We start from the raw sequence: 19386 nt of genomic DNA on the forward strand, positions 1-19386 counted from the left end.
GCCTTCCTGTCCAGAAATACGGACCACATCTCACTATTCGACTTGGGCGTAACATCAATAGAGATTACAAGTCCCTGCTCTTTGGCCAAAGGCATGAGCTCACGCACGAACTGGGTTACGTTATCCCCATCCTTCGTATATACGTTCTCAAAGTCAATATTAATGCCATCGAGCTGGTACAGCTTCGCATAGTGCAGAATCTGTACGATGGAGCGCAGCCGGTTCTCAAAGGTGGAGAGGGCTTTGGTCGTCCGGTCCGGATCAAATGCATTGCTGAACAGCGCCCATACCTGCATTTTGTTATCGTGTGCCCATTTCACATACAGCTCGTCAGCTTTGCTTTGGACATTGCCGCTTTCGTCCATGATCTGGAACCAGGTAGGGCTAACAACGTTCACTCCCGGGAGATTACCAATGGTGCCCGGATCAGGCGGCTTCTGATATACAGCTTCCCAGGCAAGATTCACTTTCTTAGAGTTCCACTTTTGACGGGCTCTATTCGGAATCTCCTTAACTCTAGGAACCTTCCTTGTGTCAGTAAGCGTAAGATTCTTCTTGGGGACATACCCTGAATATCCGTTATTCATCTGGATGAATGTCCAATCTCCTACTTTCCGAATCACACGTACTACAGTCCCCGGCGTCATGTCCTGCAGTATAGGTGAATGAATGCTGTCCTCTGCTCTAAGGGAGACGGGGTCGGTGGATGATCCCCCGGTTACTTTTGCCGACTGGATCTCTTCTCCTGCCTTCAACACCAGGACCGCACCTGTAGATTTGTCCTCTGTCCATTCAATTCCGTACACCTGCTTGAGCAAAGATATGGGCAGATACTGTATTCCATCTACAGTTACCGGTGCAAACAGAAGCTTAATCGGCTTATTGTTGAGCTTGGCATCCTTATGATCTATCTTGACATGAACGAGCTCTTTGGAGGTGGTTATGATGACCGACTCGGTCTTCTTCTCATAACGGATATTGGGATCAATCTCCTGCTGGATCACCGGCAGCGGCAGCTTGAGACTGTCTCCAGCACCCGCCGCTGAATACTTCATGACTTCCCCCTGTATAAAAATCGGCTTCTTCATCGATCTCCAGTCGGGCTGGGTATGCTGCCAATTTGGAATAATGAAATACAAGACGGCCAAGGCAATCAAGGCGATGGATACGATGGAAAGAAGCTTACCGGCCCTGGACTTCCTCCTTCTCCTGCCCGGCCTGATAGATTGTGGGTTCACGCGATTCCTCAATATGCTGTACCTCCGTTAGTTATTGCTTAATTGCTTAATAAAAACAAAAAAACGTGAAGAACTCCCAAGGGAATTCCGCACGTTATATTGGTCACTGCGCTCAGTGTTCCCGGCAATCATCACATACACCATAGAACTCCATCCGGTGTCCAAACACTCGAAATCCGGTGCTTTCTTCCGCTTTGCGTTCTACTTCTGTCAAAGGTTCATACGAGAAATCCTTTATTTTGCCGCAGGTTCCGCATATCACATGATAGTGATCTGATACATCAGCATCGAACCGGCTGGAATTATCGCCATAAGTGAGTTCACGAACCATGCCAGCCTCAAGAAACATCTTAAGGTTGTTGTACACTGTCGCTACACTCATACTTGGAAAACGCGGCTCCAATGCCCGGTAAATCTCATCCGCAGTCGGATGTCCCATAGATTCCATCAAAAAAGACAAAATGGCGTGACGCTGCGGCGTAATGCGGACACCGTTGATTTTCAGTTGGTCTAGTGCATTCTGAACGCGCGTAGTCATGAAGTCCACCGCCTTTATCTACTACTTAAGTCCTGCTTAAATTATTCTAACTCTAACTTTATTGTACGTTTACACGAATTCGTTTGTCAACGGAACATGGCACCCGGCGCGGCTGCCATTCAGTTCGTATATTTGCGGACATTCAGATCACTGTTGCCTTCTACGTCAATTTTATACTTACCTTCCGCAGCCCCGCCCTTGATTGTCATGTTATCAATATCAAAAGGCAAATTCGTCTTAATCTCCCCATATCCGCTTGACCCCGTTAGAGAGTAATTGCCATGCGCGGGAATCCGCAGATCAATCTCCCCCACTGCACTATAGATTGTCCAATCTCCTCCTATAATAGGAGAGCGAATCCGGATTTGACCATTGAGAGACTCTGCCTGCAGTTTGTAATAGACTCCGTCCACAGAAATATTGCCATTTCTTGTATTGGCGCTTATGTCATCCCCCGCGTGAACGATGGAAATATCACCTATCATGGTATTAAATTTGAGGGGGCCGTAAATATCCATGCCAATCATTCTGCCTCCCAAGGTCTCGAAGTCTACCTTCCCTGTTACATTATGAAGCTCGACCCTGCCGCCTAACGTCTTACCCGTAACATCTCCTGTGACCTTATTCAAGTAGAGATTCCCCCTACCGGTCTGGAGGGAAATATCCGATACCGCTTCTATATTTACCATAGATATCCCGCCATTGGTGGTACTGATATTGAAGTCGAATTTGCGGCTCTCTGGAATGACTACCGTAAGGTTCACTCTCGGATGCCGGCTTCCCGAGGCACCATAAGTACGATCTTGCACCGCTATTCCTACCTTAGCCCCTTCAGAGGTCTGAATGATGGTATCCTTGGCGATGGTCTCAGCATCCTCATCCTGAGCTCTATCGATCCAGATTACAGGTCTCACAATAATATCATCCACCGGTGCCCGCTCAATGGCAATTCGTCCATTAATTCCATCGATTCTAACTTCTGAGGTTATGATATCAACAGGAATGAAGATCGGATCCCGGACCTCCTTATACCCTTTCTCATCGCTAAATTCAGAACCCGCTGCCGTAAGATCAAGGCTGACCCGGTTCCACAGATGCAGGTAGTGATCCTGCTGGGTAATGGCAAATACGGAGACTCCGAGAATCAAGGAGAGAAGCAGACCACCAAGATCAAATCGGAGCTTTCGATTCTGATTAGGACGCTTGAGCCTTTTCCACAAGATAAGAGCAATATACTCAATCCCGATCAGGATCAGCATGAGCGGCCACCACTTCAACAACGACAGAAGGTAATCCTGCATGAGCCATTGATCCAGTATAATTAGGATTCCCAGGGCTATAACCATTAACGAGGCTGTGAAGCGCCCTGTACGGATAAGCCTGCGCTGAAGTTCACGAACAATCATCCATACGCCTGAAATTATAAATACAGCGGCTATACAGTACCCTGCATTATACTGAAAGAACCCGTTCAGCCAGACCGGCTTGAGATGGAAGGCAAACACAAGCAGGCCTCCAGCAATGAGCAGCAATCCAAAACCCAGATGGCTCATAATTTTCTTAGGCTCAGCTGTGTCCTCACGGACATATCTGCTGTTCAATGCGTCGGTATTCTGCAATACACTGTACACACTGTAGAAGTATACAACCGGAATCAGAAGCGCCAGTAAAATAAGCAGCGGCACATTAACCCCGAAGCGTACGGAAGAAAAATACAAGATGGCGGAGACATCAATTACAACTAAATATATTAATCGTATTCCTGTACGAAACATACGCAGATACAGATGACCGAGGCCTGGGAAAAGTGCTGCCAGCAGTCCGGCAATGAACTTGCGCTTGCGCCGCCTTGGCTTAAAGCCTGGTCTGCTTTTGGCAGATTGACCCGTCACTTCTCCTTCAGACGCGCCCGGAAGGTTCAAGGACATGTTAGGTGGCTCCTTTCCCACATAATAATTCTCTCTTTGTCTCTCTCCTTATAGATAATACCCGATCCTACTCATGCAAGTAACTTGGAACTCACTGGAGAAAATAAAAATCTCCCAGAAGCGAACATAACAAGGAGCAGGTTCAGTTCCCCTTGTTACATCCCCGCCTGGGAGATTAAAGCCAGTACCTGGATGAGCAATCATCCATCCCGCTGCATCAACAAAAGTTCAACACCCAAATCAGCCATATAGGATTTGACAGGATCAAATCCGAATTTCTGGTACAGCTCCATGGCCGGATGATTCCGTATGCCCGCATTCACCATAAAGTGCCTGATGTGGGGATGATGCTCGAGCACATGCCGCAGCAGCCTGCTTCCAATGCCCTTCCGGAGATGATCCGGCTGAACCATCAGCCTGGTAATCATCAGTCTCCCGGGGGAATCTTCCGCCACCGCTATAGCACCAAGCAAGTCCCCGTCATCCGTAATTTCACCGTAGAATGTCTCTTCGGATTGTGACAGTGACTCAAAGGTCTCAGGCAAGTGGGGTATTTGCGTCAGCCCAATCGCCGAGGCCTCCAGCCGAAAAGCCAAGTGCTGAAGCAGCCATACCTGTTCTACCATGTCCAGGTCCTGCAGCGAGATGTTGGATATCATGCTATTGCTTCAAGACATCCACCAGGAGCTTGTTCACGAGCCCTGGATTGGCTTTCCCTTTGCTGCGCTTCATCACCTGTCCAACAAGGAACCCAATCGCTTTATCCTTACCGGCTTTGTAATCTTCAACAGATGCAGGATTCTCGGCAATAACCTCGTTAACGATGGCAAGTATCGCGCCTTCATCGCTAATTTGGACAAGTCCCTGCTCCTCAACGATCGTCTGCGGCAGCTTGCCGCTGCTGAGCATTTCCTTGAATACAGTCTTCGCAATCTTGCTGCTGATGGTCCCCTTCTCAATAAGCCCGATCATCTCACCCAACCCTTGACCGGTGAGCTTCACTTCAGACAGCTCCTGACCTGTACTGTTCAAATATCCAAGCAAATCTCCCATAATCCAGTTCGCTACGGACTTGGCATCTGAGGTATAGCTAAGACTCTCTTCGAATAGATCAGCCACAGGCTTGGATGAGGTTATTACACCGGCGTCATAGTCCGGAAGCCCAAGCTCATTCGTGTAACGCGCTTTTCGGGCATCCGGCAGTTCAGGAATCGTGGCTCTGATCCGGTCTTTCCAATCCTGATCGATATAGATCTTCACCAGATCCGGGTCCGGGAAATAACGATAGTCATGAGCCTGCTCCTTGCCGCGCATGGACAGGGTCTTGCCTTGGGCTTCGTCCCAGCGGCGGGTCTCCTGAACGATCTCTTCACCTTCATCCAAAGCTTCAGCTTGGCGGAATTGTTCATATTCCAGACCGCGCTGCACGCCGCGGAAGGAGTTCATGTTCTTGAGCTCCGCTTTGGTGCCAAGCTCCTTCTGCCCGTGAGGACGTAGGCTGATGTTCGCGTCACAGCGGAGCGAGCCTTCCTCCATTTTGACATCAGATACATCACAGTACTGCATAATTGCGCGCATCTTCTCCAGATAGGCACGAGCTTCTTCAGGAGAAGAAATCTCCGGCTCGGATACGATCTCAATCAGCGGAGTACCTACCCGGTTAAAGTCTACCAGGGAAGCATATCCCCCATCGACATGCGTCAGCTTACCCGCATCTTCTTCCAGGTGCAGACGGGTAATTCCAATTCGCTTTGTGGTTCCGTTCACTTCAATATCGATATAACCATTCAAGCCGATCGGCTGATCAAACTGCGAAATTTGATAGGCCTTGGGTGAATCCGGATAGAAGTAGTTCTTCCGGTCAAATTTGCTGACATCACCGATCTCGCAATTCAGCGCCATCGCCGCCTTGATTGCATAATCTACCGCCTGACGGTTCAGGACAGGCAGCACACCGGGATGTCCCAGACATACGGGACACGTATGCGTGTTGGGGGGAGCGCCAAATTCCGTAGAGCAGCCGCAGAAGATCTTGGACTTCGTATGCAGCTCCACGTGCACCTCCAGCCCGATCACCGTTTCATATTTCGATGTTGACATGGGATACCTCCTAAATACCTCTGTATTATAGAACCGGGCGCTTCTTATGGTGCTCGGTGTGAACTTCGTAAGCGTGAGCGGTTCGCAGAATTGTACTCTCATCGAACGCTTTGCCGATAATCTGCAGCCCGACAGGAAGCCCGTCTGCAAATCCGCATGGTACACTCAGCGCAGGAACCCCTGCGAGACTCACCGGTATGGTCAAAATATCATTCAGATACATCGTAAGCGGATCATCCACCTGTGACCCGAGCGGGAATGCTGTGGTAGGCGCTGTAGGTCCGATAATGACATCGTATTTCTCGAACGTCTGATCGAAATCTCTCTTGATTAGAGTACGCACCTTCTGGGCTTTCAAATAATAAGCATCATAGTAACCCGAACTGAGCGCATAAGTTCCCAGCATGATCCGGCGCTTCACCTCAGGGCCAAAGCCCTGGCTTCTGGATTCATGATACAGATCCAGCAGATTGCCGGCATGATCGGCACGAACGCCATATCTTACCCCATCGAACCTTGACAGGTTCGAAGATGCCTCGGAAGAGGCCAGCAAATAATAAGCGGCAACCGCATATTCGGTATGCGGCAGGGATACTTCCTCCCATACAGCCCCAAGGCTTTCAAGCACGCGCAGAGCCTCCAGAACCGCTTCTTTGACTTTCGGATCAACGCCTTCCAGATACTCCTTCGGAACTGCAATACGCAGCCCTTTGATATCGCCTGTTAATGCGCTGATATAATCCGCAACCTCTACGTTAGCAGAGGTAGAATCCTTGGAATCATAGCCCGCAATAGCTTGAAGCACGTAAGCCGCATCTTCCACATTCTTCGTGACTGGACCGATCTGATCCAGAGAGGACGCAAAAGCAACCAGGCCGTACCGGGACACGCGTCCATAAGTCGGCTTAAGACCGACAACACCGCAGTAGGATGCCGGCTGGCGAATAGATCCGCCTGTATCAGAACCAAGAGTGAAATAAGCTTCGCCCGCGGCAACCGCCGCAGCAGAACCACCGCTGGAGCCACCAGGCACACGGCTTAAATCCCAGGGATTGCGGGTAGTCTGGAAGCTGGAGTTCTCATTCGATCCCCCCATGGCGAATTCGTCCATGTTCAGCTTGCCAATGGTTACAGTATCGGCCTGCTTCAGCTTAAGCACCGAGGTCGCATCATAGATCGGGTTGTAATTCGACAGGAACTGGCTTGCACATGTAGTGCGCAGCCCCTCTGTCACCATGTTATCCTTGATTCCGACCGGAAGCCCGAACAGCAGACCCTTCTCTTCGCCTGACACGAGCTTGTTATCCAGACGTGCCGCCGCAGCGCGCGCTCCCGCCTCATCCAGTGTAAGATAGGCTTGAATCCGCTCATCCCTCTCTCCAATCGCAGTGAAAGCCTCACCTACCAGATCGGATACGGACAGCTCCTTGGCATGAAGCTTGTTATGTATCTCCTGCAAACGCAAATCAAATAATGACACGTTAAAATCCTCCCTTCAATCTTCCTTCTATTCGAGCACGGCCGGCACTTTGAACTGCCCGTCTTCTTCGTCAGGCGCGTTCAGGAATACCTTCTCCGCTGGCAGACTTTCCTTCACGACATCCTCGCGCATCACATTGCTGAGATGCAGGACGTGCGTAGTTGCCTCTACTCCGTCTGTATTCAGTTCCTTCAATTTGTCCGCATATTGTAAAATGGAGTTAAGCTGTTCTGTGAATGTCTCTTTCTCCTCTTGAGTCAGATTCAATCTTGCCAGCCTCGCTACATGTTCAACATCTTTTGTCTGGATACTCATTTCGGGCGTTCCCTCCTAATGATTTCTGATCGGCCGAGCCTGCTTGATCATTGTACAGCATGTCCATTCTCAAAGTCTGTAGCACAATCCATATAATCCGTATAATTATATTGTAGATAAGCCTATATTTCAATTGGAACCGGCTCCACTTCATCATACCGAACAAAAAAAGAGCCTGCATCCGCAGGCCCTTCTTAAATTAAATCCAAGCACGCAAATTTACCTGTTTGATAAATTCTGCCTGAGACATAGCTTCCTGTACCGCTTCCTCTTCTTCTTCCGACCGCTCTATCTCCCCATTCATAACCTGAAGGAAAAGCTTCTCATTATGAGTACTAAGAGCGAAGTCAATCAGCGCTTCACGTTCTACACGATCTACTTCCTGTTGAATCAGAGATTGCTCTGACTCAATATCGCTCGATGGAACGAAATAATTCCGATTGGTCTTCGGAGATCGGACGACATAATCGAATGCGTTGTCCGGATTACGATCATAAGCAATAATATAACCGTATCCTCCGACAGGAAGATTCTGCTCAAAGGCGTCAGCGACGATAATAATTTTCTCTCCTAAACGCAGCACCGTCTACCTCCCTGATATGATGTTCATGTTATTACATTATCCTACTAAAAATAGATAGGAATGTCCACGAAAAAGGGAGAACGCTGTCGGCTATTTTTTGAACATTATATTAACGTTTATAAAAAGAGGCTTTCCGGTAAAGCTCCAGCCTCTCACGCCACGGCTGTGCAATACCCATGCCTGTGTCTGAAGCCCTTCTCCAGCCGGGCATCCGCCCATCCGGGGCGGATCGTTCAAGACCCCGATTCCGGGTCCGATCCGTTGCCATCCGCCAATCAAAAGAAGATGTCCTATTAAATTCCATCATGACTCCTCCAATAAAAACACTATATTCAAGGAAAAAAAAGAACGCAAACCGGGATTGATTCCACAGCTTGCGTGCTTCGCGTAGTTAGTAACATTCAATTAACATACATTCTAGCAAAGGTGATTATGGTTGTCCAGCTTTTTCACACTATTTTGACAAAAGAAAGGCGTAATCTGACATATACCGGATATTCACTGGGACACATAAGGGTTGTTAGACTTCTCAAAGCCAATCGTGGTCTTGGGTCCATGACCCGGGTAGACCTTAACCTCATCCGGCATGCGGAACAGCTTGCCCTTAATGGAATCATATAGATCACGTTCACGGCCGCCAGGCAGATCGGTCCTGCCAATACTCATCTTGAAGAGCACATCGCCTGAGAACAGGTCATCACCTGAAAGAAAGCTCACGCTTCCGGGAGAATGTCCGGGAGTATGATATACCGTGAACTCATGTCCTATTAGAGTCAGCTTCTGCCCCTCAGCAAGATCAAACTCTGCGGGTGCCGTAGTTATTGGAGCGGTAACCTCTGTCCAGCGCATCGACCCGTTCAGCTTGGCATTAACCAGCCATTCGGCCTCGAGGGAATGAAGATATACCGGACAGTTCTTCGCCCGGCGAATCTCATCCACTCCGCCAATATGATCAAAGTGTGCATGGGTCAGCAGGATCGCTTCAATCTCCAGATTCTCAATCCGGCGAATCAGGGCAGCGGGATTCATTCCAGGGTCAATGATAATGGCTTTATTATCATCCTCTCCCCGGATTAGATAAGCATTAGTCTGCAGGGGGCCTAGGGAAAAGCTCTCGATTCTCAGCATCGCTTACAGCCCGGAAACCAGGTCGCGCAGCTCAGAAACAATGACCGCATGAACCTCGGTTCCTTCCCCGTATTTCTCCATTATCAGCTTGCGCGCCTGCTGGAGGTTCTCTTCGTAATCAGCAGCCTCGCGGTCCGGATTCTCCTGCTTGAACCGGATCATGACCTCCTGCACATGCTTGGGCCTCGGTCCCCACTGTCCAAGCACATGTCCGCCTGTATCCGCGAAGATTACAACAGGCACGGAGCGTCCGCCCATAGTCAGAAAGTTATCCATCAGATCCAGATTCTCTTCCAGGATCAGAACTTCAACCGGCCATTCCGATACTTCAAGCGCCCTAAATACAACAGGGATATTACGAACCACATCTCCGCACCAATCCGCTGCAAGAATCAGCACCCGAATATCATCCCGGTAGTTCAGACTTTCAAAAAACTCCCGATCCTCTTCGCTCGGCCATTCAAACTGGTTGTATCCAGATTCAAAGGCTTCCTTGTTCTTGGTCATTCCATCTATAAATTGCTGCGGGGTCAAGCCAGTCCGGAATTTGTAGCTTACATTATGTTTAGCGATGCTCATACAGCATCTCCTCTCTTCTTCTTGTTGGAATACCATTTATACAGAACATATACAATCAGAACAGCAAGAGCAATAAGCAGGATCGGCGTTATGTAAGGTGCCGCCTTCTCATGAATATGCTCCCATTGGTTACCCAGAGCGCTGCCGAGGTACACAAATAGGAACGACCAAGGAATTGAGGCAAGCACGGTAAGTACAGAAAAGCGCATGAATGACATCTTGGCAATTCCCGCCGGTATGGATATAACCTGCCTCATGACCGGAACAAATCTGGCGGTAAAGACAATTCCATCCCCGTATTTGTTGAACCAGTTCTCCGCGATATCCATATGGTGAGGCTTGATCTTGATGTATTTACCAAACCTGTTCAGGAAGGGACGTCCTCCAAAGCGGCCGATGAAATACAAAATCCACTGCTGGATTAAAGCTCCTATCGTACCAAAGAAGACAGCCCAGTAGAAATTAAGATCTCCCTTATATACGAGGAATCCCCCATACCCCAGGACAATTTCACTTGGGATGACTTCAATAGCCAGACCGAGCACAATACCAAAATAACCAAGTCCCCGAATTGCTTCAAACAACTGTTGAATTACACTTGATATGATATCCACTTTCGACCCACTCTCTCATTATTTTCTATTTACAGCCTATTCTATCATAGCGCGGTACATGCATTCTACTATGTGCAGCGGGCTGGGGTATCCGCCGCAAAGACGGGCGCATATGCTGTGGAGAGAGGAGTCGATCATATGCCAGCTTTTCAGGATAAGCATAAATCAGCCCTGCCATCCCCGCGCCGAATACGCCGCGGGTGCAGCAAAGAATTGTACCGAACGGTCAAACGCATGAAAATCTATATTCCTGATGCCAAACTTAAGGAAGGTGAAGACATTTATTACCGCAAAGTCATTGCAAATCTGATATGGATTCATGAGAACAGCAGCAACCGGAAGGTCCTGGCCAACTGGTGGGATGAACATGTCAGCCAGGAGCTTGCGGAGCTGTGGGAGGTGGACCGGACGAAGCTGAGCGAGTCCTTCAGAGATGCCTTTGGCGGATAGCAATTTGGCCATTCGGACGGGTTGCTGTTGAGAAGAAGTGTCTCTCAAGAATTAACGCCTGCTCTCTCGCCGCTTCCGTTATGCTGAACTGACGGTCATTCCGGAGGTTCCTTATGGCGCTGAGTGAATTAGCCAGAAGCTGATCACGGCGGAATAAGGCAAGCCCAGCCCGAGCCGCACGATCTGAATCATGGGATCGGCCAGCCCGGTCCAAGTTATGGGCCAGTGTGTGGAGCTGTCTTAAGATGGACGTGTGCAGGCTGCTGTTGTAGTGGTCGAGCAAAGCCGCTCTCTCCAATGAAGGAATGGCAGCAGGATCGCTTCGGGCCACTTGGACTCTTCCAAGTGCCAACCAAAGCTCCGATTGCAGCGGATTATGCTTAATCCCTTCCCGGAGCAGTCCTTCTGCATAGGCAGAATCTGTTATAGCCGAGAGTAAAATTCTCGGACCGAAGCGGTAAGGCCCTAGCTGGACGGCTCTGTTCAGCAGGCCTTTTGCCTCGGAAGCTCGGTTCAATGTGATGAGATGCAGGGCCTGTCCGCTTAACTGCTCACTTTTCATAAGGCATACACTAAGCACGCCCATCATAAGAAAGACAACTGCAGCAGCTGCCGGAATTAGCCGGAGTGCCCATCTGAGGAGGAGCTTCCCCCGCTTTTGAAGCCTTTGTCTCTTTGGCTGGCTAGAGTCCGTGAGTCTTCTAATATATATCCAGACTGTCCGCTGAATCCGGTGAATGTGAGTCGGGATACGCCTCATCGGCAGAAAAGTGGTCTGAAACACCATTGGTGGAGCTTTCCTCTGCTGTACGGAACCCTCGTTCGTTCCGATCACCGCGATCCAGATCAAGATCAGCCAGGTGAGCCCATAACTCATATCGAAGTCGATCCCCGCGTGCAGCACTAGCACAATAAAGGGGGCGAACCACAGACTTCTTCTCCGGAGCAGCAGCAATCCCACTCCGATAATCCAAGTCAGAATTACGGCCACGCCGATGATCCCCAAGCCTAGAAGCAGGTCGATATATCCGCTATGTACCTGGGCGCCGACATAAGGCTGACTCTGGATGCTCCGGTATACAGACCTCCAGACCTCACCTCCGCGGCCCCAGAGCGGGCTGTCCCCGATCTGATCCATGGCGTCGCGATACATAAGCAGCCGTGCCGATACCGTGCTTGTTCCGGTGCGGACAAGCACGGTTCCCCCGCCCGGCGCGGGAAAGAGCAGCGCCAGCCCAGCCCATGCACAGACTGCGGCCGCCAGCGCCCAGCGGAGCGGACGCTTGGGTGCCGAGTGCGAAGACCGGCGGGGAGCGCGCGAGGGCAGAAGCGTAAGCGGATGGCTACGGCGCGAGGACACGGGTGAGGCGCCGGGGCGCAGGGCGGGCCAGTGGGCGCGGCGGGTGCACGGGCGCGGGGACGCGGGCGGGGCGCCGAGGCGCAGCGCCGGCCAGTGGCCGCGGCGGATGCACGGGCGCGGGGACGCGGGCGGGGCGCCGGAGCGCAGCGCAGGCCAGTGGGCGCGGCGGGTGCGCGGGCGCGGGGACGCGGGTGAGGCGCCGGAGCGCAGCGCAGGCCAGTGGGCGCGGCGGGCGTGCGGGCGCGGGGACGCGGGCGGGGCGCCGGGGCGCAGCGCAGGCCAGTCGGCGCGGCGGGTGTGCGGGCGCGGGGACGCCGGCGCGGCGCCGGAGCGCGGTGCGGGCCAGTGGGCGCGGCGGGTGTGCGGGCGCGGGGACACGGGCGGGGCGCCGGGGCGCGGCGCGGGCCAGTCGGCGCGGCGGGTGTGCGGGCGCGGGGACGCGGGCAAGGCGCCGAGGCGCAGCGCGGGCCAGTCGGCGTGGCGGGTGTGCGGGCGCGGGGACGCGGGCAAGGCGCCGAGGCGCAGCGCGGGCCAGTCGGCGTGGCGGGTGTGCGGGCGCGGGGACGCAGGCAAGGCGCCGAGGCGCAGCGCGGGCCAGTCGGCGTGGCGGGTGTGCGGGCGCGGGGACGCCGGCGCGGCGCCGGGGCGCGGCGCGGGCCAGGGCGCGCGCGCCGCCCAAGACAGCGCCAGCGTGCAGGCCGCTGCGCCGGCCAGCCCCGCAAGCCCCGGCAGCTGCGCCGGGGCAAGGCCAGCTCCAGCGAGCTGGCGGTACACCCACAGACCGCCCCCGCCAAGGATGGCGGTCTGAAGCAGCAGCTGCCGCCGGGCTGCGCGGCTGGCCAAGGCTAACGCGGCGGCCCACCCGGCCGCCGTGCACAGCCACGCGCCGCGCGATTCCGTCAGCAGCAGGCTGACGCCGCAGCCAAGCGCAAGCGCGGCGCCGAGCGCCTGGCGAAGCGGCGCTGCGCGGTGACCCGCGCGCACGAGCGAGGCCAGCCGCTCGAGCAGCAGTGCCCCGAACACCGCGCCCAGCGTGTTCGGGTATTCGAGCAGTCCGCCGAGCCGGGCTCCGGCGGCGGACAGCTCTGCACTTGCGGTGCGCAGCACCGCATGCGGCAGCTGCGCCAAGCCGCACACCGCCGCGAGTCCTGCGGCGGTGAGGATGGCGGCGCAGACCGCCGGACCTGCACGCAGCACGGCGTGCGCTGCGGGCAGCTTCGCGGCCGAAGCGAGCCCGGCCGCGAAGACGCCGTAGAAGGCCCAGCGCAGGGCCTGATCCAGCGTGCCCTGCATCGATACCGGAGAGGTGAGCAGATGCGCCCCATATAACCCGGCCACAATGAACGGGGGGATCACCAACAAAAGTCCAGCTGAACGGCCCGGCCCACTAACCACACTCCAGTGTATGGCTGATCGATAACGTTCCGCCTCTCTTACCCCGCTTTCAAATGAGCCCCGCGCTTCCCTCAACCTTAGCGCCTGGTGTCCCATCACTACAGTCATAACGAGGAAGCCTGCCGCCATCCATGGATACATCCCTCTGCCCTCATAGAACCCCGTATATACACAAGAAACAACCAGCAGAAGTATATACACTGCTGCTATCCCTGCTTGCAGCTGTCTCTTTCCCATCCTACTCCCTCCACTAAAATGAACTGATGATCCTTCCCTTCAAGCTTAAATCCACAGCTTCCTTCCGAGCCTCCACCCACGTTTCTCCCAATTTCCCTCCAGCTCTCCTCAAAGCCTCCCTGCAGGCTTATTCCTTGCTATCCGCCTCTCCCTGTATACATAAGACACAAAAAAAGGCCAACCCTGTCTCCAGTGTTGACCTTAAGCCGCTATTACAAACCGTATGCTGATTAGTTGAGTATTGAGGTTCCGCGTAAGTCATACAGGCATGCGATAGACTCAGGGCAGCCGCGCTCCGGCTGCTTCACCATTTTCCCATAACTCCCCAAGATTCTTCGCCTCTACACCTTATTCCACACTCTTGTCCAGCAGCAATTGCTATGCCCATCTTATACTGGCGATTTAGATGAAAATACTACTTTTCCCTTTCCCCAATAAAAACTACTAATATGATCCCTCTCAGTCCTTGTCAACTGGCAGCAAATCCCGGCAAGCCTTCTCCAGATAAGGTGAAGCGTGAAGGAAATCGCGAAAAGCGCTGTATTCAGCCCACAGCTGTGCCGGATCTCCAGCCGAGCCCTTCACCGCCCGTATCAGAATGTTCTTGGGCGTATGCTCCATATCGATAAATTCCAGCAGCTGTGTCTTGTATCCCATAATATCCAGCAGCTTGGCCCGAATAGCGTCTGTTGCAAGCGCCGAGAAGCGTTCCTTCAATATTCCATGGGACAGCAGCGGGTCCAGCACCTGAGATTCAACTTGGGCAAATAACTCGTGCTGGCAGCACGGCACAGACAGAATGACGGAAGCATTCCAGCGGATTGCCTTCTCGAGCGCCGCATCCGTAGCCGTGTCACAGGCATGCAGCGTCACCACCATGTCCACTTGGGACAGCTCATCATACTCGGCAATATCACCGACAAGGAAGCGCAGATTGGAATAATTCAGCCGGGTAGCCAGGGCACTGCAGTGCTCAATGACATCCGCCTTCAAATCAAGCCCAACCACATTCAGTGTTCTCCGCTGCTCCACAGACAGGTAATGGTACAAAGCGAAGGTCAAATAAGACTTACCGCAGCCAAAATCAACGATCGTAAGCGGCCGGTCCTCGGGCAGATGAACAATAATATCCTGGACCATCTCCAGGAACCGGTTGATTTGCTTGAACTTATCGTATTTTCTTGCAAGCACCTTGCCTTCCTCATTCATAATGCCAAGCTCCACCAGGAACGGAACCGGGCGTCCTTCCTCAAGGATGTACTGCTTTTTCCGGTTGTGGGCGAGCGAGCCGCTTTTCTTTGAAGGTGACTTGGTCAGGATGGACACCTTGAACTTCTTGCTGATCAGCACTTGATAATCCGCTTCTTCCGTACAGATCAGACCCTGCCGGAACGTCTCTTCGAACAAGGTTATTAATCGGGGCTCCAGCTCCGGTGCTGGTATATTCTCGTGAGTAACTTTATTCTCATAATAAAAAGCGAATTGGTAATGCAGCGATTTCTTAAGCTCTACAGGCTTGATCACTACCTTTGTATAGTTGACTTCCCCAGCTTTGCGGCGCTGACTGAGCGTAGCAGAAATCAGGCTTTTATCCTCTGCTAATTGATGTACAAGTTTCCGCAACGATTCCATTATGGTTGACAGCTCACTTTCCATTTATCGTTAATTAGTATGGTAGTTCTCAACACGGCTAAGATTCGCAAGACCTTCCTCCACTTCAACCAGCGGCAGTCCACCCTTATCCAGCTGCTCCGGACTAAGCTTAAGCAGACGCTCATAGAATTCGCGAGCCTCATCCGGCTGTATTATACTCCGTTCAATCATACGGTACAATGCGTTCTCTGCAAGGTCATAGCGTCCCCGGTCCTCTTCATACCGCAGCAACAGCTTCTCTGTCTCTGAGGGAAGCCGGTATCCCTTCACCAAGGATTCCAGCTCGCTCACCTGAGTCTCCAGGCTCCACAGAGAGCGGTCAGCTCCTTCGAGCGCCGCGTAGAGGAACAAATGAAGGGATTTGATGGAGCGGATAAGGCCCTTGTCTGTCTCCTGATTATCCATATAGACCAGCGCCTCTTCCTTCATGAGCAAGGCAGCGCTCTGCAGCCGGTCCGCTTCTACGATACCCCCATAGCGGAACATCTCGATAATATCGCGGATAGACAATGAATTCAGCAGTTCACGGGTTAGCCGAAAATGCTTCTTATACTGCTCATCCAGCTCCCAGAGCATCTCTGTATGCTTCTTCTGCTGCTTCAAGCCAAGAAATGTTCCGATAACTCCAGACATCTCTTCGATCATCCGAAGGATATAATCTCTTCTAAACATAGGTCCCCTCCTCTCCACTTCGCCTAACCTGTCCAGCTATATGCTATGAACTATCTTAACCAAACCATCTATATTGTTAAAATTTTAAGTTATTTCGAGGACGATTACCAGCTTCTCCAAGGAGCTCGCCATGAAAATAAGCCGGGAAACCCCAAAGGGCCGCCCGGCTGCAGTTCAGTTCATTTTAGCTCAGTTCAGTTCAGTTCAATTCAGTTCAATTCAGTTCATTTCAGTTCATTTCAGTTCATTTCAGTTCATTTCAGTTCATTTCAGTTCAATCCTGCTCAATCCTGCTCAATCCTGCTCATCCTGCTCAATCCCGTTCAACCCACTCCATCCACCATCGTTAACCTTATTAACGGTAAATGTCGTTAGTCATTCTCCGGATTAAGCATGAACCTGCTTCAGGAATGCCGTAATGACCTCAGCAAGCTTCTCAGGCTCTTCATACATGCTCATATGACCAGCCCCCTGTATAAGTGCTTCTGTGACATTGGCTCCCTTGGCTGTGAACGTCTTCTCGGATGGAATCAGTTGATCCTTCTCTCCGGCGATCAGAAGACGGGGCAATGTTGAAGCGGATAATACATCTGTCCGATCTGGACGCTCACGCATAGCCAGAGCAGCACCGGCCGCTCCTTGCGGAGGAGTCCTGTATCCAATCTCTTTTACCCGGCTTACTTCGCTTTCCAGCTTCTCCACATTCTCAGCAGCGAATAACCCCGGCACAAGGCCCTCGATGAAGGTGGTGATCCCCTCAGTCTGAATGGTGGAGACCGCCTTCAGTCTCTTCTCCTTAGCCTCCTCGCTATCCGGATATCCTGTAGAGTGAAGCAGGCCAAATCCGTTCAGCCGGTGGGCATAACGCTGTACAAGCGAGAGTGTGACATACCCTCCGAGAGAATGTCCGATCAGCGTATACTTGCTTACCCCTAAGGCCTCAAGCAGCCCGGCGATATCATCGGCCATCTGCTCCATCGTGTAAGGACCAAGTGGGGCATCTGATGAGCCATGTCCCCGAAGATCAGGAGTTATCACGCGATACGACTTGGACAGGAGAGGGATAACCCGCTCGAAATAAGCCGAGCTTCCGCAGAATCCGTGAATCAGAACCAGTACTTCACCTTCCCCCCGGTCCTCGTAAGCGATTGCCGTTCCATTTATATTTGTTTTGTCCTTCATGTATATACCTTCTTTCGCTTATATGTAGTAGATGATGATTACTATTAATCTAATACTGCCAGCTCTGAACCATGCTTGCTTGCCGATTCCGTAATCCTGCCAAAAGCCAAAGCGACCGCACCTGCAATCTCCTCCGCCATACCCATAACCTGATACAGGGAGGCCATCTGAAGTGAAGAGTACGGCTTCGGTCCCTTCACATTTACAATCGCTGCCACACTATAGTCTCCTACCGGAGGCAGATTACCACCAACAGACTGGGCTGGCAGCAGCGGCTGACGGGCCAGAATGTAGTGACCTACCGAAGATGACGTGCCCAGACAAGCATCAATAGCAACAACCTGATGATCTGTTGGAATCGCTTTCAAACAATCATTGAAATTTGAAGAGTCACACGGCCGCTCCAGGGTTCCAATCACGTGAGTGAAGCCATATTGGATCAGCCTGCTTCCTGTCAATGGGCCAAGCGCATCCCCCGAGGAACGATCTGTGCCAATACATAAGAAGGTTATCTTCTCTTCTTGATTCTGCTCCCATACCTCCTTGAAGAATTCAGTCAGTTCGCTTCCTGCCGACCATTTCCGGCGTGCCAGAGCCTGGTCCAGGACACGATGTCTGCTTGCTCTCATCCTTATTCATTCTCCCCCCAGCTTAATTCGCTCTACTGCTATTGTACCTTATCTTCTCTCGGTGCCGCAAAAGTGATACAATACCGATAATACGCTGCTTGAGAGGATGAGAGGTTTGGATCTGACTCAGAAGACCCAGGAGAACGTTGAATATATGATTGAGGCTATCAAGAACAAGCTTAGAATGGCAACCGGAGCTGCCATGCAGGCTTCCGCATTCTCTATCGACCGTTATGATGACATACACGAGGTATATGAGATCGTGATGAGTAAGGAAAGATTAAGCATCTCAGAGGTGGAAGCCATCGCCTCAGAGCTTGGCAGTCTCAGAAGCTAAATCCTAAATACAAATAAGAGTCCTCTTCGGGTATCTTCAGATACAACCGGAGAGGACTCTTATTTTATGGATTATTTGTCGACATGACATGCTTTTACGGCATATCCACAATCAACAGCTCTGCGGGCTCGCCGCTCCCTGTGCCAGAGAAAGTAATGTCATCATTCTTCTTGATTCGGACCGCATCGCCCGGCCTAAGTGACAGCTGCTCATCACCACAGCTCAAATCTGTATTCCCCTCGATCAGAAACACATGAGTCCTGCGTTCATCCCGGCGGGGCAGAGTTACTGTCTGTCCCGGCTCGAGGCTGCCAAGATAGATGGTTACATCCTGATTTATGGCCAGTGTGCCTTCGGCTCCATTACCGGATACTACGGGAAGCAGCTTGTTGAGCCGGTCTTCCTTATTGAAGGAATGGGCTCTCCAGGTTGGAGACTCACTTCTCTGATCCGGCAAAAACCACAACTGAACGAACCGCACATCCTCGCTGCCCGAAGGATTTCTCTCCTCGTGCCGCACGCCTGTGCCCGCACTCATGACCTGGACATCGCCTGGCTTAAGCTGATGGGAGTTACCCAGATCATCACGGTGTTCCAGCGCTCCCGACACCACATAGCTGACAATCTCAAGATCGTGATGAGGGTGGTTCTTGAATCCTTGCTCCGGCTTTAGAAGATTCTCATTATGGGCAAGCAGACATCCGAAGTGAGCGTTACTTGGATCTTCATAGTCAGAGAATGAGAAGCTGAATTCACTATGAATCCATCCAAGGTCTGAAGTATGGCGTTCATCCGAAGTTATCACTTTAATCATTAATATCAACCTCCATGGTCCTGGATCGGGACCTCATATATGAGAACCTGCGTCTCTAATTGTCCTATACAGGTCATTCTTGCTATTCCTTACCCTTAAGACTAAATGGCTAATCATGGGCACTTGACAGCAAAAAACCGACCTCCAAGAGGTC

20 protein-coding genes (1 of these 20 cut by a window edge) are annotated in these 19386 nt (G+C 51.9%); 2 read left to right on the forward strand and 18 right to left on the reverse strand.

The window, feature by feature from the left end; translation table 11 throughout:
• From LDO05_RS15110 to uptA, 12 genes are all read right to left on the reverse strand, one after another.
• Positions 1-1250 carry the 5' portion of a glycosyl hydrolase family 18 protein gene (locus tag LDO05_RS15110; RefSeq protein ID WP_346657586.1) on the reverse strand. It extends 481 nt beyond the left edge of the window, so 1250 of the gene's 1731 nt are visible here — the first part of the coding sequence; its start codon is at positions 1248-1250; the stop codon falls past the left edge of the window.
• A 100-nt stretch (positions 1251-1350) separates the two neighbouring features.
• On the reverse strand, positions 1351-1776 hold the full coding sequence (locus LDO05_RS15115) for a Fur family transcriptional regulator (RefSeq protein ID WP_251376168.1): 426 nt from the start codon (positions 1774-1776) through the stop codon (positions 1351-1353).
• Positions 1777-1895: 119 nt separating this feature from the next.
• Entirely contained in the window at positions 1896-3704 is a 1809-nt protein-coding gene (locus LDO05_RS15120) for a DUF4097 family beta strand repeat-containing protein (RefSeq protein WP_251376169.1), read from the reverse strand.
• Between the two features lie 200 nt (positions 3705-3904).
• Positions 3905-4363, reverse strand: coding sequence for a GNAT family N-acetyltransferase (locus LDO05_RS15125; RefSeq protein ID WP_251376170.1), 459 nt, complete (start codon positions 4361-4363; stop codon positions 3905-3907).
• Between the two features lies 1 nt (position 4364).
• Positions 4365-5804 carry an Asp-tRNA(Asn)/Glu-tRNA(Gln) amidotransferase subunit GatB gene (gene gatB / locus LDO05_RS15130; RefSeq protein ID WP_251376171.1) on the reverse strand — a complete coding sequence of 480 codons (1440 nt, stop codon included), beginning with the start codon at positions 5802-5804 and terminating at the stop codon, positions 4365-4367.
• Positions 5805-5829: 25 nt separating this feature from the next.
• Positions 5830-7284, reverse strand: a complete 1455-nt coding sequence (gene gatA / locus LDO05_RS15135; RefSeq protein ID WP_251376172.1) for an Asp-tRNA(Asn)/Glu-tRNA(Gln) amidotransferase subunit GatA — start codon at positions 7282-7284, stop codon at positions 5830-5832.
• A gap of 27 nt (positions 7285-7311) precedes the next feature.
• Positions 7312-7599, reverse strand: coding sequence for an Asp-tRNA(Asn)/Glu-tRNA(Gln) amidotransferase subunit GatC (gatC, locus tag LDO05_RS15140; RefSeq protein WP_251376173.1), 288 nt, complete (start codon positions 7597-7599; stop codon positions 7312-7314).
• A gap of 199 nt (positions 7600-7798) precedes the next feature.
• The gene (locus LDO05_RS15145; RefSeq protein ID WP_251376174.1) at positions 7799-8182 is read right to left on the reverse strand and encodes an ATPase; all 384 of its coding nucleotides are present in this window, start codon (positions 8180-8182) and stop codon (positions 7799-7801) included.
• Positions 8183-8291: 109 nt separating this feature from the next.
• Positions 8292-8489: a hypothetical protein gene (locus tag LDO05_RS15150; protein WP_251376175.1), complete on the reverse strand. Its 198-nt coding sequence runs from the start codon at positions 8487-8489 to the stop codon at positions 8292-8294.
• 191 nt (positions 8490-8680) lie between these two features.
• Positions 8681-9310 (reverse strand): MBL fold metallo-hydrolase, encoded by a 630-nt coding sequence (locus LDO05_RS15155; RefSeq protein ID WP_251376176.1) that lies wholly within the window; start codon positions 9308-9310, stop codon positions 8681-8683.
• A 3-nt stretch (positions 9311-9313) separates the two neighbouring features.
• Positions 9314-9883 carry a thioredoxin family protein gene (locus LDO05_RS15160; RefSeq protein WP_251378751.1) on the reverse strand — a complete coding sequence of 190 codons (570 nt, stop codon included), beginning with the start codon at positions 9881-9883 and terminating at the stop codon, positions 9314-9316.
• A gap of 2 nt (positions 9884-9885) precedes the next feature.
• Positions 9886-10503, reverse strand: coding sequence for an undecaprenyl phosphate transporter UptA (gene uptA / locus LDO05_RS15165; protein WP_251376177.1), 618 nt, complete (start codon positions 10501-10503; stop codon positions 9886-9888).
• 138 nt (positions 10504-10641) lie between these two features.
• Between uptA and LDO05_RS15170 the strand changes: the two genes are divergently transcribed.
• Positions 10642-10953, forward strand: coding sequence for a dehydrogenase (locus LDO05_RS15170; protein ID WP_251376178.1), 312 nt, complete (start codon positions 10642-10644; stop codon positions 10951-10953).
• On the opposite strand, the gene LDO05_RS15175 is transcribed toward LDO05_RS15170, so the two are convergent.
• The 5 genes from LDO05_RS15175 to yyaC form a co-directional block, all read right to left on the reverse strand.
• Complete coding sequence (locus LDO05_RS15175) at positions 10931-12691, reverse strand: O-antigen ligase family protein (RefSeq protein WP_251376179.1); 1761 nt, start codon at positions 12689-12691, stop codon at positions 10931-10933. The genes LDO05_RS15170 and LDO05_RS15175 overlap by 23 nt on opposite strands.
• A 1713-nt stretch (positions 12692-14404) precedes the next feature.
• The gene (locus tag LDO05_RS15180) at positions 14405-15577 is read right to left on the reverse strand and encodes a class I SAM-dependent methyltransferase (protein WP_251376180.1); all 1173 of its coding nucleotides are present in this window, start codon (positions 15575-15577) and stop codon (positions 14405-14407) included.
• A gap of 30 nt (positions 15578-15607) precedes the next feature.
• Positions 15608-16270, reverse strand: coding sequence for a DUF6483 family protein (locus LDO05_RS15185; RefSeq protein WP_251376181.1), 663 nt, complete (start codon positions 16268-16270; stop codon positions 15608-15610).
• Between the two features lie 387 nt (positions 16271-16657).
• On the reverse strand, positions 16658-17452 hold the full coding sequence (locus tag LDO05_RS15190) for an alpha/beta fold hydrolase (protein ID WP_251376182.1): 795 nt from the start codon (positions 17450-17452) through the stop codon (positions 16658-16660).
• Between the two features lie 44 nt (positions 17453-17496).
• Positions 17497-18081 (reverse strand): spore protease YyaC, encoded by a 585-nt coding sequence (gene yyaC, locus LDO05_RS15195; protein WP_251376183.1) that lies wholly within the window; start codon positions 18079-18081, stop codon positions 17497-17499.
• Positions 18082-18196: 115 nt separating this feature from the next.
• Here yyaC and LDO05_RS15200 point away from each other — a divergent pair, with 115 nt between their 5' ends.
• Positions 18197-18418, forward strand: a complete 222-nt coding sequence (locus LDO05_RS15200; RefSeq protein WP_251376184.1) for a DUF1128 domain-containing protein — start codon at positions 18197-18199, stop codon at positions 18416-18418.
• A 94-nt stretch (positions 18419-18512) separates the two neighbouring features.
• On the opposite strand, the gene LDO05_RS15205 is transcribed toward LDO05_RS15200, so the two are convergent.
• The gene (locus LDO05_RS15205; RefSeq protein WP_251376185.1) at positions 18513-19232 is read right to left on the reverse strand and encodes a pirin family protein; all 720 of its coding nucleotides are present in this window, start codon (positions 19230-19232) and stop codon (positions 18513-18515) included.
• Positions 19233-19386: the final 154 nt, after the last annotated feature.

This window comes from Paenibacillus sp. YPG26 (assembly GCF_023704175.1).
GTDB lineage: Bacteria > Bacillota > Bacilli > Paenibacillales > Paenibacillaceae > Fontibacillus.